17 protein-coding genes are annotated in these 16430 nt (G+C 41.1%); 12 read left to right on the top strand and 5 right to left on the bottom strand.

Annotation, left to right across the window (positions count from 1 at the left end):
* Window positions 1-412 precede the first annotated feature (412 nt).
* From ACRPI0_RS11435 to ACRPI0_RS11425, 3 genes are all read left to right on the top strand, one after another.
* Window positions 413-2152 carry an ABC transporter ATP-binding protein gene (locus ACRPI0_RS11435; protein ID WP_432352786.1) on the top strand — a complete coding sequence of 580 codons (1740 nt, stop codon included), beginning with the start codon at window positions 413-415 and terminating at the stop codon, window positions 2150-2152.
* Window positions 2152-3894, top strand: coding sequence for an ABC transporter ATP-binding protein (locus tag ACRPI0_RS11430; RefSeq protein ID WP_432352785.1), 1743 nt, complete (start codon window positions 2152-2154; stop codon window positions 3892-3894). Before ACRPI0_RS11435 ends, ACRPI0_RS11430 begins: the two co-directional genes overlap by 1 nt.
* Window positions 3895-4076: 182 nt before the next feature.
* Window positions 4077-5453, top strand: a complete 1377-nt coding sequence (locus ACRPI0_RS11425; protein ID WP_432352784.1) for an MFS transporter — start codon at window positions 4077-4079, stop codon at window positions 5451-5453.
* A gap of 26 nt (window positions 5454-5479) precedes the next feature.
* Here ACRPI0_RS11425 and ACRPI0_RS11420 read toward each other — a convergent pair whose 3' ends face one another.
* Both ACRPI0_RS11420 and ACRPI0_RS11415 read right to left on the bottom strand, forming a co-directional pair.
* Window positions 5480-5623 (bottom strand): hypothetical protein, encoded by a 144-nt coding sequence (locus ACRPI0_RS11420; RefSeq protein WP_432352783.1) that lies wholly within the window; start codon window positions 5621-5623, stop codon window positions 5480-5482.
* A gap of 54 nt (window positions 5624-5677) precedes the next feature.
* On the bottom strand, window positions 5678-5881 hold the full coding sequence (locus ACRPI0_RS11415) for a DUF5342 family protein (RefSeq protein ID WP_432352782.1): 204 nt from the start codon (window positions 5879-5881) through the stop codon (window positions 5678-5680).
* A gap of 71 nt (window positions 5882-5952) precedes the next feature.
* Here ACRPI0_RS11415 and ACRPI0_RS11410 point away from each other — a divergent pair, with 71 nt between their 5' ends.
* Window positions 5953-6345, top strand: coding sequence for a ferritin-like domain-containing protein (locus ACRPI0_RS11410; protein ID WP_432352781.1), 393 nt, complete (start codon window positions 5953-5955; stop codon window positions 6343-6345).
* 306 nt (window positions 6346-6651) lie between these two features.
* Here ACRPI0_RS11410 and ACRPI0_RS11405 read toward each other — a convergent pair whose 3' ends face one another.
* Window positions 6652-7428, bottom strand: a complete 777-nt coding sequence (locus ACRPI0_RS11405) for an ABC transporter substrate-binding protein (protein WP_432352780.1) — start codon at window positions 7426-7428, stop codon at window positions 6652-6654.
* Between the two features lie 113 nt (window positions 7429-7541).
* Here ACRPI0_RS11405 and ACRPI0_RS11400 point away from each other — a divergent pair, with 113 nt between their 5' ends.
* From ACRPI0_RS11400 to ACRPI0_RS11380, 5 genes are all read left to right on the top strand, one after another.
* Complete coding sequence (locus ACRPI0_RS11400; protein ID WP_432352779.1) at window positions 7542-8741, top strand: DUF445 domain-containing protein; 1200 nt, start codon at window positions 7542-7544, stop codon at window positions 8739-8741.
* A gap of 12 nt (window positions 8742-8753) precedes the next feature.
* On the top strand, window positions 8754-9104 hold the full coding sequence (locus ACRPI0_RS11395) for a YlbF family regulator (RefSeq protein ID WP_432352778.1): 351 nt from the start codon (window positions 8754-8756) through the stop codon (window positions 9102-9104).
* 104 nt (window positions 9105-9208) lie between these two features.
* Entirely contained in the window at window positions 9209-10714 is a 1506-nt protein-coding gene (locus tag ACRPI0_RS11390) for a coproporphyrinogen III oxidase (RefSeq protein ID WP_432352776.1), read from the top strand.
* An 88-nt stretch (window positions 10715-10802) separates the two neighbouring features.
* The gene (locus ACRPI0_RS11385; RefSeq protein ID WP_432352775.1) at window positions 10803-11582 is read left to right on the top strand and encodes an enoyl-CoA hydratase; all 780 of its coding nucleotides are present in this window, start codon (window positions 10803-10805) and stop codon (window positions 11580-11582) included.
* 158 nt (window positions 11583-11740) lie between these two features.
* A complete protein-coding gene (locus ACRPI0_RS11380; protein ID WP_432352774.1) occupies window positions 11741-12559 on the top strand; it encodes an STAS domain-containing protein in 819 nt (272 codons plus the stop codon).
* 15 nt (window positions 12560-12574) lie between these two features.
* Here the strand turns inward: ACRPI0_RS11380 and mgsA are convergent, their stop codons facing one another.
* Window positions 12575-13009: a methylglyoxal synthase gene (mgsA, locus tag ACRPI0_RS11375; protein WP_432352773.1), complete on the bottom strand. Its 435-nt coding sequence runs from the start codon at window positions 13007-13009 to the stop codon at window positions 12575-12577.
* A gap of 56 nt (window positions 13010-13065) precedes the next feature.
* Window positions 13066-13257 (bottom strand): YhzD family protein, encoded by a 192-nt coding sequence (locus ACRPI0_RS11370; protein ID WP_432352772.1) that lies wholly within the window; start codon window positions 13255-13257, stop codon window positions 13066-13068.
* Window positions 13258-13547: 290 nt separating this feature from the next.
* Here ACRPI0_RS11370 and ACRPI0_RS11365 point away from each other — a divergent pair, with 290 nt between their 5' ends.
* From ACRPI0_RS11365 to ACRPI0_RS11355, 3 genes are read left to right on the top strand one after another with little or no spacing between them, the layout of a single operon-like run.
* Window positions 13548-14438, top strand: a complete 891-nt coding sequence (locus ACRPI0_RS11365; protein WP_432352770.1) for a permease — start codon at window positions 13548-13550, stop codon at window positions 14436-14438.
* A 36-nt stretch (window positions 14439-14474) separates the two neighbouring features.
* Complete coding sequence (locus ACRPI0_RS11360) at window positions 14475-15314, top strand: TIGR03943 family putative permease subunit (RefSeq protein WP_432352769.1); 840 nt, start codon at window positions 14475-14477, stop codon at window positions 15312-15314.
* 37 nt (window positions 15315-15351) lie between these two features.
* Window positions 15352-16311 (top strand): CobW family GTP-binding protein, encoded by a 960-nt coding sequence (locus ACRPI0_RS11355; RefSeq protein ID WP_432352768.1) that lies wholly within the window; start codon window positions 15352-15354, stop codon window positions 16309-16311.
* The last annotated feature ends 119 nt before the right edge of the window (window positions 16312-16430 follow it).

Raw genomic sequence — 16430 nt, 5'->3', positions numbered from 1 at the left:
CGAAAAATTGGATAAAATGTGTTGACAACATTGAAAAGGGCATGATAACCTAAAATTATTCGGAACTCGAAAAGAAAAGGAGGGCTTGAACATGAACAACCAATTCACGCAGCAATCCACTCAGCTTCAAGTTTGGCCCTTCGGACTACGATTTTAGGAGATAGACTCTGAAATCGTTGGACAATAGGGCACCGTTCTTTTTCAGACAGACGTTTCTGAAAATTAGAACGTGTGTCTTTTTATGTTCTCTAAATTAGGTTGTTTTCACGCACGTGCGTGTTGCATATACAAAGACTAGGAAAGGGGAGTTATAGATGTGATGAGTATGACGACACAACCTATACAAATGCTTAAAAAGGAGACTTCGGAAGGCGGATAGCTAACGATGTTCATAGAAAGGTCGTAGAAGAATATGTTTTCGGTATTAGGGAAATTAAGTTGGTTTTTTAAAGAGAATAAAAAACGATATATTATTGCATTACTATTATTAATTATGACAAGTATTCTCGCGATTATTCCACCCTGGATTATCGGAAAAGCTATTGATGGTATCCACTTGAATACAATGAATACTCAATTGCTGTGGACGTATATCGGCATTATGTTGCTTATTATTGTAATAGGATACATTGGGGACTATGTCTGGCAATACCAACTCTTCGGTGGTGCGAATGTAATCGAGCGGAAATTACGTGGCAATTTGATGCGTCATTTTTTAAAGATGACACCTTCGTTTTATCAACGGAACAAAACAGGGGATCTAATGGCTCGTTCGACGAATGACTTGCAGGCTATCTCTGAAACGGCAGGCTTTGGAATCATGACGCTGATAGACTCGACGGTCTACTTGTCTACCCTCATCGTTATGATGGGCTTTCTCGTTTCGTGGAAGTTGACACTCGCAGCGATTTTGCCATTGCCTATATTAGCGTACTTGATGCAAATACTTGGAAAACGAATTCATCTTAAATTCGTCACTGCCCAACGTGCATTTGGCGACTTGAATGATAATGTATTGGAAGCCGTGGCGGGAGTTCGTGTCGTTCGTGCTTATGTACAAGAACGTGCTGAAGAACAGCGCTTTGAAGAAGCGACAGATGACGTTTATCGTAAGAATATGGAAGTTGAAAAAATCGATGCGTTATTTACACCGATTTCAAAAATCATGACGTCGTTATCGTATATGATTGGACTCGGCTACGGAGCCTATTTGGTTTCGATCCAAGAGATGACTTTAGGCGGGTTAGTAACTTTTAACGTCTACCTCGGCATGATTGTGTGGCCGATGTTTGCAATCGGTGAATTGATCAACGTGATGCAACGCGGAAATGCGTCACTCGATCGTGTTCAAGAGACTTTGAATGCGGTTGAAGATGTCCGTGATCCATCGATGCCTGTACAGATGACTCGTCCCGGTATTATTGGGTTTGAAGATGTCAGTTTTACGTATCCAACTTCTAGTCGTAAAAACCTTGACCACGTTCAAGTGAAACTGTCAGGTGGTCAAACACTTGGTATTGTCGGGAAAACAGGCAGCGGAAAAACAACTTTCGTGAAACAGTTACTGAGGGAGTACCCGGCAGGTGAAGGCTTGCTTTCGTTTGACGGGAATCGTCTAGATGAGATGACCAAAGAGCAAGTGCGTAACTGGATTGGTTATGTGCCACAGGATCATGTGCTGTTTTCACGCTCAGTTCGCGATAATATTTTGTTCGGTAAACCGGGTGCAGATGAACACGATATTGCTGAAGCCATTCGTCTTGCTCATTTCGAAAAGGATCTCGAGATGCTACCTGAAGGTCTGGAAACGATGGTGGGTGAAAAGGGTGTCGCACTATCAGGTGGACAAAAGCAACGGATTTCAATCGCAAGAGCAATTGTGAAAAATCCTGAAATTCTAGTTCTGGATGATTCGTTATCTGCAGTTGATGCTAAAACGGAGACTCGAATTATTGAAAATATCCAGAACGAGCGTAGTGGCAAGACGACGATTATTACTACACACCGTTTGTCTGCTATCCAGCATGCGGATTGGATTATTGTCTTAGAGGACGGTCGAGTGACCGAAGAAGGAAATCACGAAGACTTGCTCTCTGCGAACGGCTGGTATAAGGAACAATACGATCGCCAGCAGATCGGAGGGGTAGAATAATGACGACAGGTAAACGGTTAGTGAACTATGCACTTCAATATAAAGGATACTTTATTGGCGGTATGGGGCTTCTTGCGATAGCAGTTGGCGCAGACTTATTAGGACCGATCATTGCGAAAAAAATTATCGATGAACACATTGCTGGTGCGGCAACAGGTGGCATTGATTTCGAACCGATTGCTAAACTGTTGGCGATTTTCTTCGTTCTAGCTGTAGTCACAGCAATCTTCAGGTATGGGCAGTACTTAATGTTGCAAGCGACTGCCAATCGGATTATCCAGAAAATGAGAAATGAGCTGTATCAGCACATTCAAACGTTACCAATCAGTTATTTTGATAACTTACCTGCGGGTAAAGTAGTAGCACGTGTAACCAATGATACTGAAGCCATTCGTAATTTGTATGTAACGGTCGTATCGCAATTTGCAATTAGTGGAATGTATATCTTTGGTATCTATATCGCTTTATTCAGCCTAGATGCTAAAATGGCGACCCTTCTTTTATTCGTATTACCATTACTCTATATTTGGATGATCCTTTATCGGAAGTTTGCTTCGAAGGTGAATCACGTGATTCGGTCTAAGGTCAGTGACATGAACGGGATGATCAATGAATCCATAAATGGAATGACGATTATTCAAGCGTTCGGACGCGAAAAACAAATGGAGGACGAATTTGAAGAGCTGAATACAACACATTACGAGTATCAGACGAAGTTGCTGAAAGTAGAAGCGGCAACATCTCATAATTTGGTTAATTCAATTCGTTCGATGACGTTCGTAATCTTCATATGGTATTTTTCAGGGTCATCATTTGCAACGGGATCTGTCGTGTCTGTAGGTTTGCTGTATGCATTCGTTGACTACATTACGCGTCTGTTTAACCCAGTGACAGGCATAGTGAACCAGTTTGCACGTCTTGAGCATTCATTAGTTGCAGCAGAACGTGTCTTCCAATTGATGGATCGAACAGGGGAGCCTGTGAGTGATGAGCGCATGGATCGTTACGAAGGAAATGTGACGTTCGAAGACGTTTGGTTCGCCTATAAAGAAGAAGAGTACGTTCTAAAGGACATCAAGTTCGAGGCGAAACGTGGAGAAACAGTTGCACTGGTCGGTCATACGGGATCTGGAAAGAGTTCAATTATGAATTTGTTATTCCGTTTCTATGATCCAGTAAAAGGTAAAATTCTGATTGATGGACATGATATTACCTCCTTACCTCGCCAGACAATTCGCAACCATATGGGGATTGTTCTACAAGATCCTTATTTGTTTACCGGGACAGTGGAATCGAATATTAGTCTACTAGACCCGAGAATCTCGAGAGAAAAGGTTCGAGAATCACTGGAAGCAGTTGGTGGGGAACGGGTATTGGAGCATTTACCTAATGGAATTGAAGAGCCTGTAGTTGAAAAGGGAAGTACACTTTCGAGTGGACAACGGCAGCTCATATCATTTGCTCGAGCACTTGCATTCGACCCAGCAATTCTAATATTGGATGAAGCCACGTCCAATATTGATACGGAGACGGAAGAGATCATTCAGCACGCGATGGACGTCTTGAAGAAAGGTCGCACCACATTCATCATTGCACATAGACTCTCCACCATTAAGAATGCTGATAAAATTCTAGTGTTGGATCGCGGGTCAATAGTTGAAAGTGGTACGCATGACGAATTGGTACAACTGGATGGTCAATATGCACAAATGTATAAGTTGCAGTCCGGAATATCTATATAATATTGTTGAAAAAGTCGAAGCCAATGTGCTTCGACTTTTTTTGTAGTATCGGAACTTTGCACGAGTAAATCGGAAATATGCGATCAAGTATCGGCCATATAAAGGAGAGAATGAGAAGATTCAGGCACTGAATCTGCATCTTCCACACAATAATAGCTAGTTTATAGAAAGAGGAAGCAAACTTGAACTTATCCATTCGTCTTTACGCTCGAAAAGGTTTGCGTATGTATAAGAAAAACCATATATTTAGAGTATCGAAATTTCCGGAAAAGAAAGTAGGGTACTCTTTGAATCTGATCAATGACTGGAAAAAGACCATTCTTTCCTTCAATAGAAATGTTAAGTTTTTCTTACTTGCGAATATCTTCATCCAGATTGGACTTGGCGTCTTCATAGTCATGTACAATTTGTACATTCGTGAACTTGGCATGCCTGAGACGGTTAACGGAAAAGTAATTTCCATGACAGCTCTTGCGACAGCAATCACGCTAATCCCGGCTGGCTTCCTTAGTGATAAGTTCGGTCGCAAATGGATGATTGCTGGAGGAGCCATGGTTACAGTCTTCACCTTATTTTGGCGCAGTTCAACTGTGCTAGAAGGACCGATTATCTATGCATCTTTACTCACCGGGGTTTTCATGGCTTTCGTGCAAGTATCAGGTATCCCTTTTCTTGCTGAAAACTCATCCCCTTCTGAGCGAGTGAAGCTGTTTAGCATCCAGTTCGCTTTAATTACCGTTTCACAGGTTATTGGATCTCTTTTAGGTGGGTTGTTAGCGGATGGGTTACAGTTTTTCTTAAACATGAATGCAGTGGAGGCGATACGCTGGTCACTGTATATCGGTGCAGGAGTGTTTGCGTTAGGTCTTCCGCCACTATTTGCGTTACAAAATAAGTCGCCAATTCCTGTACAAGTTCGATCGACTGCAGAGAAGGAACTCGAGATGCCTGCCAACGAAAAGTTGGATACGAGTTTTAAAAAGAACTTTATCTTGATTCTCCATTTCTCATTTGTCGGATTACTCGTTGGTATCGGTTCTGGACTAGTCGTGCCATATCTGAACTTATATTTCGCAAATCGCTTTAGTGCATCGAATGCATTTATCGGCCTAGTGTTATCCCTCGGTTCTGCTATGACTGCAGTTGCGGTACTCATTGGCCCAATGCTCGTAAAGAAAGTAGGGAAGGTTAAGGCGCTAATTCTCTTTCAGCTACTCTCGATCCCTTTCCTATTGTTGACTGCGTTCACAAATTCACTGATGCTTGCTTCGCTCGGATTCCTTCTCCGTCAAGCACTCATGAATGCAGGGAATCCGATACAAAGTGCTGTCGCTATGGAATTGGTATCGGATAAGTACAGAGGACTTGCGAATTCAATGAACCAAACCGTATTTCAACTAGGTTGGGCGTCCATGGCGCCAATTGCAACAGGTTTAGTAGTCGTACAAGGGTATTACTGGGGGTATGCCATTGCTTTTAGCGTCACGGCAGCTCTATACGTCGTTTCTTCGATTTACTACTACATGGTAATTGGCAAGAAAAAACTAACTGAAGACTAAAAAACCCTTCCGCATAAGCGGGAGGGTTATCGTTTTGGTTGCGTTTCTTTCCAAGCATTCTGCTCGTCCGTCAACCTATCTTTGTCTTCAAAAACATTCTCTGTTTTTTGGTCTTCTACATGCAGTTGCTGCTTTTCTTTACGCAATTGCTCGGGAGTTTTCTCATTCATGCACAGCGCCTCCAAAATTAGTTGATACATGTAGTCTGTGCAAAAAGAGTAACCTTATTCATAGACGTGAAACGTCATTAGTTCGTGAATCATTTTCTTCACGGATTCTTCATCCTTCGGTGCGGGAGTTGTCCATTTAATAGTCCCGTCAGGCATGTAATCCCCTGAAAATCGTTCAGCCCCAAGTTGAAACGAAAATGTCCATCCAGGTAGTTGTCCACCTGCAAACATAGGTTGTACGCGAAAATGTTGTAGCATCTTATTTCCCCCTTTCATGATTCAATCCACCCTGGCATACAGTTGAAGTAAACTGTATAGGAGGGCAAGATGTGTTTGTCTCCAAACTGAAACAAGCCATTCACGATGAGTACCAAGACTACTTTTTCTACAAATCCCTTCACGATCAACTCAAAGAACCGATGTGGAAAGACTTTGTCAGTCATATGTATGAAGATGAGAAAAGTCATTATGAAATGTTTCAACAACTTCATTATATGCTGACAGGATCCTATGTTGCGAATCCAAAGCGTTCCGTCCCGTGCTACGATGTGAAGCAATGTGTGCAAAAAGCACTTGTTGATGAATTGGAAGATGTCGAAACGTACAAAGAGATGCTACTTACAATTCCAATTCAAGAAGCCTACAATCCACTCTTCATTGCATTGCATGACGAAATGGAACATGCAATTCGAATGTCAGTAATTTATAATGCACTCCCTTGAATTGACAAAAACCACCTTGCGTGAAAACGGAAGGTGGTTTTTGTATGTATACTATGCTAAATGAATTCCTGAGGCCAGTCAGAAATGTAAAAATTGAGAGACAGCTTGCTGGCACTAAGTCATTCGACTAGTGAATCAATGGAAAACGTAAGATTCGTTACTATAAGCCCTGTCTGAATCAATACTTCCATGATAAAAGTTATGTTGATAGGACAACTATAGTACTAAATGAGAGTTGTGTAAATATATGATCAGGTAGTATTTTGTGGGAATAGTATAAAAGCTTACCATCGAAGTGAATACTCATTAACTGAACCATTTTTTGAAGTAGGACGTAGCTTCAAGCATCCTAGGTCCATACCAAAACTTCTCTCCATCAATCAGTTGTATCGACGCATTCGGCAATAAAACTTCGAATTCAGCAATATGCTTTTCTTTGAAAGGATATGGTTCTGAAGCTAAAAGTACCAAGTCTGGATTGGCTTGTTGTATCGTATGAGGCGTAAGTTCCGGATACCTTCCAGGTAAATCGGAAATCGCATTTGAAAACCCCAGTTTATTTAATAAGGAATCGATATACGTAGTCCGACCAACGCCCATATAAGGTTTTTTCCAGATTACATACATGGCACTTCCAGAAGTTAACCCAACGAGTGAGTTGAATCCCGCTTGTATGTCCGTCACGAGACTCTGGGCTTCTATTTTACGATCGGTTACATCCCCTAGATCTTCAATCATCTCATAGGCTTCATCAACTGTTTGTACTTCTGCCACATAGACCGCAAAATGTTGTTCAAGTTCTTCCATCATTTCCTTCGTGTTTTCCTCTTTTTCTAAAATGATTAAATCTGGAGCAGCTTGAACAATTGCTTGTAATTTCAAGTCCTTCGTGCCAGCAACTGTTGGAACACCCTTCACTCCGTTCGTTGGATAGATACAATAACGAGTCCGGCCAACAATTTCTTTTTTTAAGTCCAATGCAAACAATGTATCTGTAATCCCTGGACAAAGGGAGATGATTCGTTTGGGTGGATAGGAATAGGTTACACTTCTTCCAAGTGCATCTTGTACAGTACGTTTCATGAAATCTTCCTTTCTAAATGCGCTCATTCTACCTATCCTTATCATACATAAATGATAAAACAAATTCAGCTTGTAATGACTGCCGCTTGTACAGCTCAAATAGTTGGTGAATTGTGCTGTTCTGTTATAATAAGAAAGAAATCGAACAGGAAAAGGTGAAGCGATTGGAATTCATATGGATTATTTTGTTCATGACACTTATCGGAGCAGTAATCGGTGGCTTCACGAACCATCTAGCTATCAAAATGTTGTTTCGACCTCACGAAGCAAAATATATCGGCAGTTGGCGAGTGCCCTTTACGCCAGGCTTAATCCCGAAACGAAGAGATGAGTTAGCGGTACAATTGGGCCGAACGGTAACGAATTACTTGTTAACACCGGATACTTTCCGGAAACGACTGCTGACGCCAGAAATGGCTACTAAAGCTGAACACTTTGTACAATCGCGTTTGGAAAAGGATGTCTTACAATCCGATCGAACGTTGATAGAGTGGTTAAACTTAGCAGGGGTAACCCAGTTAGATTTAACTGTCAATCATCGCATTGGCGAAATGATTGACACACGTTTTGCAGCGGCAAAACATACGATACTATCGGGCACAGTTGAAGAAAAAGTGCCTGCGAAATGGTTAGAACAAGCAGAGACTCATATTCCTACGGTTACAAACTATGTGTTGACGCGCGCGGATCAGTTTGTCGATTCGTACGAAGGGAAATTGATGTTCCAACGATTGATTACCGACTTCCTTGAATCTAAAGGTACGCTCGGTGGGATGGTCAATATGTTCTTTGGAGACTCTAATTCACTTGTCGAAAAAGTGCAGCGGGAAGCAAAGAAATTCATTGTAGCTCCGGGTACGACTCAACTAATTGAGACGATGCTTAACAAAGAATGGAACAAACTGAAGCAACGTCCAATGGAAGAACTTGCTGGTGGATTTGACTGGGATGGTCTCGGTCTAACGTTACGTGAGTATTTCGTGAATGAATTGGATATTAAAAATCGTCTCGATCAGCCAATCCACTATTATTGGCCGCAAGGTTCTGCATGGACGGCAACGCACTTAACGCCTAAATTGCTTGAGTTTGCATTCACACAAGCTGAAGTCCAGCTGGAAGAATCATTGAAGCGATTGAAGCTCGACCAAATCGTTAAAGAGCAAGTGGATACGTTCCCAGTTGCTGTTCTAGAAGACTTGGTTCTTGGCATTTCGAAACGTGAATTTAAGATGATCACCGTTCTTGGTGCAGTATTAGGTGGTTTAATTGGAATTGTGCAAGGACTCATTGTATACTTTACGAATCTAAGCTAGGGGGAATTATATATGGTAGTTAATATTTATGATGACATTAATAAGTTAGAAGAATCACTTCGCACGACTGATGAGTTCAAATCGGTCAAAGAAGCAATTGAAAGCGTAAAAGCGGATCCGGAAGCACTTGAAATGTTCCGCAACTTCCGTGAAATCCAAGTTACATTGCAACAAAAGCAAATGGCGGGTGAAGAAATTCAGCCGGACGAACTGGAGCATGCACAGAAAACAGCTCAACTGTCTCAACAAAATCCTAAGATCATGGAAATGCTTGAAGCGGAAATGAAACTAAGCGGTGTTATTGAAGAAATTAACCGCATATTGATGAAGCCCGTCCAAGAAATCTACGAAACAATGAATTGATAGGAAACCAGTCCAATGTGGCTGGTTTTTTCTTTTGAAATTTTGCTATACTGAGTATCACAGAGAATCGGATCATCTATATTCCGGAGAAAGTTGGGCTAGCTATGCAAAACATCGCACTACACGGCGATTTTAAAGAAGACTGGGTGCGGATGTTCATCCATTTAGCAAATTTGTTTTTTGAGGAAACGAAAATTAGTACGAGTACACATACAGGAGATATGACTTTACGATTTGAACAACGTGAGGAAGAAAATCGTCTTCATGTAACAGCAGACTTGTCAGTCGAAGAAAAAACGTTTCATGCGGAGTTTACAGAGGTTGCTGAAGATGGTGATGAGAAAGATGGAACTCGTCAATGGAAGCGACTCTATTCACATGTCTTACTTGAAGTACTGGAAACCTATACGGGCATGAACCAGGAATGGGGTATATTGACCGGAATCCGTCCGACGAAGCTTTATCATAAGTATCGGCAAGAGGGGCACAGTGCGCATAATGTGAAGCAACTGCTAATGAATAAACATAGAGTGTCAGAACGGAAAGTGAACTTACTCGAAACCATTACAGACATCCAACTGAAAGCTATCCCGGATCTTTATAACGTTCAAGAAGAAGTCAGCATCTATATCGGCATCCCGTTTTGTCCGACGAAGTGTGCGTATTGTACATTCCCTGCGTATGCCATTCATCGGAAGAGTGGACGTGTAGAGACGTTCTTAGATGGTCTCCATGAAGAAATCCGTCAACTTGGCGATTGGCTCAAGGAGCGAAATGTCAAAGTAACGACTATTTACTTTGGTGGAGGCACACCGACTTCAATTGAAGCAGAGGAAATGGACGCGCTGTATCAAACTATGGTCGAGTCCTTCCCATTCATGAGCGAAGTACGCGAAGTAACCGTGGAAGCCGGACGACCAGATACAATTACGCCGGCTAAAATCGATGTGCTCAAAAAGTTTGGAATCGATCGAATCAGTGTGAATCCTCAATCGTATACAGACGAAACATTGAAAGCAATCGGTCGCCATCATACAGTGCAAGAGACGATAGATAAATTTAATCTATCTAGATCGATGGGTATGAACAACATTAACATGGACTTAATTATCGGGCTTCCAAACGAAGGTATCGAGGAGTTCACGCATTCCTTGCAGGAAACTGAAAAACTGCAGCCTGAATCTTTAACAATCCATACACTGTCGTTTAAGCGTGCTTCGGAAATGACGCGTAACAAAAAGAAATACGAAGTGGCGGATCGACCAACAGCTGAACAAATGATGAAGCTTGGCGAACAGTGGACTGAAGCGAATGGTTACGTTCCGTATTATTTATATCGTCAGAAGAATATCCTTGGGAATCTAGAAAACGTAGGGTATTCAAAACCTGGCGAAGAAAGTATTTACAACATCATGATTATGGAAGAAGTTCAGTCCATTATTGGAATTGGTTGCGGTGCGTCTAGTAAGTTCAGAGATCCGAAGACGGGACGAATTACTCAATTCCATAATCCCAAAGATCCAGCCGCATATATCTTGTCTTACCAAGAGTCGATTGAAAAGAAATTAGAATTGTTGGATGAAATTTTCCCACAACCTGTCTCAAAATAAAGGAGTTTTCCCGTTCATCTCGAATTAGGTAATGAATGGCGATTCACTTTTAGAATCCGATTAATTAAAAGAGAAAAGGGGTATTATAATGTTTCAAACAATAGAACTCACAAAAGACGGACGCATCGCTACTCTGACACTGAATCGACCAAGCTCAATGAATGCAATGGATGACGTAATGATGAAAGAACTCGCAGATGCTTTTGAAGAGTTGAAAGCAGAAGAGTCGATTCAAGTACTTCTGATCAAAGGTGCGGGACGTACATTCTCTGCAGGTGGCGACATTAAGAAGATGATCGATCCTGAGTCTCCAATGGATATGGGAGACGTCATGCAGCATATTACCCGTCTCGCGAAGACACTTTACTTACTTCCACAAATTACGATTGCCTCCGTTCATGGTGCGGCAGCTGGACTTGCATTCAGCCTTGCGCTCGGATGTGATGTGATTGTTGCTGAAGAAGATAGTAAATTGGCAATGAACTTCATCGGTATCGGTTTAGTACCGGACGGTGGCGGACATTTCTTCTTGAAAGAGCGTATTGGCACAACAAATGCGAAGAAAATGATTTGGGGTGGAGAAGTACTCGATGCCGAGACAGCGAAAGCAGCTGGGCTCATCGATGAGCTAGTTCCTAATGGGCAAGGAGAAGCATCTGCTACTCAGCTTGCAGAAGCGCTACTTAACTCACCAATCCAAGCAATGATTGCCTCTAAAAGGATCCTTCACGAGAGTAAACGAGCTGAGCTTGAGCATATTCTTGAGTTGGAGAGCGAATCCCAAGTGGCGATGCGGACGACTGCAGATCATTTAGAGGGTATTCGTGCTTTTGTTGAGAAACGTCAGCCCTCTTTTTCAGGCAAATAATCATACAAGATCGGCACTCTTATTATAAGAGTACCGGTCTAATTTTTTAACATTTTGTACTTGAAGTGGTTTTAAAGGATACTAATTGGGTATAGGATAAGAGTTTCGCATTAATTAGTTTGTTCGTTATGTAGTTAGTCAGTCAAGGAGGCCGTAGCATGTCACAAGAAATGATAGATCCAAAAGTGATGCAGTTCATTAGTGAAAATAAAGAGGCGTTTGAACAAGAACTTCTAATGCAGGCAGTTACGGTTAATGACAAGATTGAAGAGATTCTTCGGATTGGAAACATTGACTTGATCAATAATGCACATAAACTAGTTGGCTTCGTAAGTGAAGCAAAAAAAGCAGAGCTGCAATTTTTTGCAATAGAAGAAGGAATAGCTTGGGCTAAACATTCATTAACGCTCGCGTTTAAATTAGAATGGGTATCCGCGATTCGACGTACATTTTGGAATTTCATACAAGAGTACGTTCAACAAAATAATAATGCATATACGTTGGCAGAAATTTTCGTTCTTGAAAAGAATATCAATTCTAGGATAGATCACTTTTTGAATGAATTTTTCCTGAGCTATTCATCTTATAAGGATGAAGAGATTTCAACTCAAAAAGCGTTAGTTGAGAATCTTTCCGTACCGATTATTCCAATTACGGATACTACATGCATCTTACCTCTCATTGGAATGTTGGATTATTATAGAACGACTGTTATACAAGAGAAAGTATTGAATGAGATTAGTCGTCTGCATCTGCAAACTCTCATTATCGACTTATCTGGAATTTTAGACATGGAGCATGAGGTAATTGATAACTTGAGCAAAGTAATTGAAGGTACGAAGCTAATGGGATGTCAAACGATAATAACAGGTTTGCGTCCGGATGTTGTTCGTAAAATGGCTAACCTTGGCATTCGATTCGATGGAGAAACAAAGACGCTCGGTACCTTGCAACGAGCACTACGCTCTTACTTATAAAATGGAAAAAGACGCTTATCCGCGTTCAAAGCGGGCAAGCGTCTTTTGTCTGTATTTATCGGCTGTATCCCGCCATTTGAAATAACCTTTTTCAACGGCGCGGATCAGTAATTCTGCTGTTGCAATATTGGTTGCTAGTGGAATTCCGTAAACGTCACAAAGTCGGAGCAATGCACTAACATCGGGCTCGTGTGGTTGTGCAGTCAGTGGATCACGGAAAAATAATATTAAATCGAGTTCGCCTGTAGCGATCATCGCACCGATTTGCTGATCTCCACCAAGTGGTCCCGAGTTCATGCGGGTGATTTGCAGATCCGTTTCTTCCATGATCCGCTTTCCTGTCGTCCCTGTTGCATAGAGGGTGTAATCTGCAAATATCGATTCATAGGCAATCGTGAAATTCACCAATTCATCCTTTTTTTCGTCATGAGCAATCAAAGCAATTTTCATCGTGTATGCCTCCTAACTGATTGTCTTCAGAATAGCACACTGAAGCTTAAAACGCTTTAAACGTGAAATAGAATGAGCTTGCCTGCTGGTGAAGCAAGACGATGAGTTTGCTCAACCAAATTTTGCTCTTCTAGCATCGACTGTCCAATCACCTTTGCTGCTTCATCTGTCTCAGCAGTGAACGTTTCATCTGCAATCATTTTTCCGGTTTTTTCATAGGCTATTAATTTATAAGTTCTCACAATCATCCACTCCTATTCTTTTTCTTTAGTATACACGTTTCTTACATTAGATGAATAGCTATTCAGTATTCCAAGAATATTTTGTTTAAAGTAGGTACTTTCTAACACCTAGCTAGTTTGATAAAATGAAGAAATCTTAGTAATTACTATGAAACTTGCCTTATCCCATTACGTCCTGTACTTCGTCTTTTTATCCAATAAAGATTTACAGGAATCCTGTGTTTTTAACCAAGGGAACCTTCTGCCCATACTACTTATGAGTAAGGGCACTATCTTTTTTACAGGGAGCAATCACAATGAATACCCAGTTATTTTTACAATTCAACACTATTTTTATTAGTATTCTGATTGAAGCCTTGCCGTTCATTTTATTGGCAGTCATTATTTCAGCGTTAATACAACTATGGGTGACGGATGAAATGCTCACAAAGCTCATTCCGAAAAACCGATTTCTTTCCGTTTTGACAGCTACTTCACTAGGTGCGATTTTTCCAGCATGTGAATGTGGGATTATTCCAGTAACGCAGCGACTGATGGCTAAAGGCGTTCCGCTGCATGCTGCCGTTGCATTCATGCTCACGGGACCAGTTATTAACCCGGTCGTGCTCTTTTCCACCTACGTCGCGTTCGGGAATAGTTGGAAGATGGTGTTCCTTCGCGGAGGGTTGTCGTTCGCCGTTGCACTCGTAGTAGGGCTAATTTTGTCTTACCAATTTAAAGGGTCTTCTCAGCTGAAGCACACGTTACAGACTAGAAAAGTTCCTGGAACTAGTACAACGAAAAACAAAGTACTCGGTACAGTTATACATATGATTGACGAGTTTTTCACAGTAGGAAAATATTTAGTCGCAGGAGCGATGATCGCAGCTTTATTGCAAACATATTTAAAAACGTCTGTCCTCACATCAATCGGAAACGGAGATGCTTCTGCATCACTAGTTATGATGGCGTTGGCGTTCATTTTGTCGCTTTGTTCATCAGCTGATGCTTTCGTTGCGTCATCATTTAGAAGTACATTTTCTACAGCTGCTCTTATCGCATTCTTAGTATTTGGTGCGAAATTCGACATTAAGAACACGATGATGATGCTAGGTGTATTTAAAACGAAATTTGTCTTTTACTTGTTTGTGTATACAGCAGCACTTGTATTCATCGGATCGATGATTATTACCTATTTACGACTTTAACGGAAATACCTTGAAAGAAAGGGGAGCGACAAAGCGATGATACGCATTTGGATTTTGCTTGGATATACGTTCTTATTTTTCTATTTGCATGTAACAGGTAATATATCGAAGTATATTAATTTGAAATACTCATTTCTATCTTTCATCGCGATTTTTGTATTTCTGTTCTTTTTAATAGCCCAGTGCTATTTTGCATGGAAAGAAGAAAGCAATGAAGATGAATATATCGATATTTGTGATTGTGGGATGGACCACATAGAAGAGAAGAAATCATGGAAACGGTTCATTGCGTATCCTATTTTAATCTTCCCGATTATTACTGCGTTGGTTTTACCAGTTGCAACATTAGATTCAAGTATAGTCGCAGCAAAAGGCTTCAATTTCGATATGTTTGGAAATGATGCGGACCCTAATGGATTCCACCAGTTCCTTGAACCCGATACGAGCATCTTCTATGGGCAAGATGGCTATGAAGAACTCATGAAAGAAGCGATGGGACAGTTTGCAGATCGAGATCCTATCTTGTTAAAGGATGAGGATTATTTACTTGGGATGGAGACGATTTACAAAAATCCAGGCTATTTTATGGGGAAGACAATTGGGTTTAAAGGCTTTACATTTAAAGATGAAGAAACAGATGATATCTTCTTATTCCGTTTCGGTATGATTCACTGTGTGGCGGATTCTGGTGTATTCGGGATGCTACTAGAACTTCCAAAAGGTGAAACATTTGATAACGATGAATGGATTGAAGTCGAAGGAAAGCTAGATTCAATTTACTATCAGCCTCTCAAAAAGACGATTCCCGTACTAAAAGTAAAGAAAATCACACCGACTACTGAACCCGCAGAACCATATGTTTATAGAACGAGTTAATCGTTAACTTACGACTTGCTTAAGGAGGAAAAGTACCATGCAAAAACAAGTTCCTGTTTATATACTGAGCGGATTTCTAGGCAGTGGTAAAACTACCGTCTTAGTTCACGTACTCGAGCACTGTAAGCGGAACGGATTAAAGCCCGGCATTATTTTGAACGAAATTGGTGAAACGAACGTGGAGGGGCATCTCTTTGACGACCAACGTGTAGTTGAACTGTTGAACGGCTGTATTTGTTGTACCCTCCAAGATGATTTGAAGGAAACAATGAATGATCTGATACGTGAGATGAACGAATCACCACTCGACCTATTGTTCATCGAGGGTACAGGCGTTGCAGATCCTTTGGAAATCCAAGAAGTCCTACTGAGCAAGTCATATCGTGAACAGTTCGTGCTTACGTCTATCATTACCGTAGTAGATGCCAGTCACTACACTGAATTCCAAAGTGTGTTCACAAGCTCTGCTGAAGTTCGCAAACTGATGACAGAACAGCTCGTTTGTGGAAGTATGATTTTGTTAAACAAAACAGATCTTGTTTCCGGCAAACAGTTAGAGAAAGTAAAACAAAAGGTATTGAAAATTGCTGGGGAGCATAAAAGACTCGTCACCTGTACAAATGGAATGGTAGAACCAGAGATTCTGTTAAGTAAAACACTTGGAGAACTACCGATCATTGAGGAGACGACTCACCACCATCATCATGATCACTCGACAGTTCAGACAATCACGATGGAGAACTTGCCTATGCTCAATCAAGAAACAGTTACAAAGTGGTTTAAACAGTTACCTCCTTCAGTTTTTCGAGGTAAAGGCTATCTGCAATTAGTCGATTCGAAGCAACTGGTCAGCTTTCAATATGCTTCGAATAAAGTCAGATATACACAAGTGTCACCGTCAGCGAAACGTGATCCAATTATTATTTTAATCGGGATGGAAATGGATGAAAGTGACTTGAAGAAAAGGTGCAATGAACTGATCCAACTAAACAACTGAATTCAGTTCCTCTTCTAAACGACTAGAAGGGGTTTTGTTTTGGCAAAATCCGTACATGAATCGTAATTTCAGTCGCAACCAAATCATAAGATGAAGAGAATTTGGTGATTAGATGAAAC

The organism is Sporosarcina sp. A2, from assembly GCF_050858885.1.
GTDB lineage: Bacteria > Bacillota > Bacilli > Bacillales_A > Planococcaceae > Sporosarcina.
The sequence above is the reverse complement of the archived record's forward strand: the minus strand, read 5'-3'. Positions and strand labels throughout refer to the sequence as shown.

Coding starts and splice junctions, on each gene's coding strand:
- ACRPI0_RS11435 (WP_432352786.1), top strand. CDS start 413: ATGTTTTCGGTATTAGGGAAATTAAGTTGGTTTTTTAAAGAGAATAAA.
- ACRPI0_RS11355 (WP_432352768.1), top strand. CDS start 15,352: ATGCAAAAACAAGTTCCTGTTTATATACTGAGCGGATTTCTAGGCAGT.
- mgsA (WP_432352773.1), bottom strand. CDS start 13,009: ATGAAAATTGCTTTGATTGCTCATGACGAAAAAAAGGATGAATTGGTG.
- ACRPI0_RS11370 (WP_432352772.1), bottom strand. CDS start 13,257: ATGATTGTGAGAACTTATAAATTAATAGCCTATGAAAAAACCGGAAAA.
- ACRPI0_RS11390 (WP_432352776.1), top strand. CDS start 9,209: ATGCAAAACATCGCACTACACGGCGATTTTAAAGAAGACTGGGTGCGG.
- ACRPI0_RS11360 (WP_432352769.1), top strand. CDS start 14,475: ATGATACGCATTTGGATTTTGCTTGGATATACGTTCTTATTTTTCTAT.
- ACRPI0_RS11395 (WP_432352778.1), top strand. CDS start 8,754: ATGGTAGTTAATATTTATGATGACATTAATAAGTTAGAAGAATCACTT.
- ACRPI0_RS11385 (WP_432352775.1), top strand. CDS start 10,803: ATGTTTCAAACAATAGAACTCACAAAAGACGGACGCATCGCTACTCTG.
- ACRPI0_RS11420 (WP_432352783.1), bottom strand. CDS start 5,623: ATGAATGAGAAAACTCCCGAGCAATTGCGTAAAGAAAAGCAGCAACTG.
- ACRPI0_RS11405 (WP_432352780.1), bottom strand. CDS start 7,428: ATGAAACGTACTGTACAAGATGCACTTGGAAGAAGTGTAACCTATTCC.
- ACRPI0_RS11365 (WP_432352770.1), top strand. CDS start 13,548: ATGAATACCCAGTTATTTTTACAATTCAACACTATTTTTATTAGTATT.
- ACRPI0_RS11380 (WP_432352774.1), top strand. CDS start 11,741: ATGTCACAAGAAATGATAGATCCAAAAGTGATGCAGTTCATTAGTGAA.
- ACRPI0_RS11415 (WP_432352782.1), bottom strand. CDS start 5,881: ATGCTACAACATTTTCGCGTACAACCTATGTTTGCAGGTGGACAACTA.
- ACRPI0_RS11430 (WP_432352785.1), top strand. CDS start 2,152: ATGACGACAGGTAAACGGTTAGTGAACTATGCACTTCAATATAAAGGA.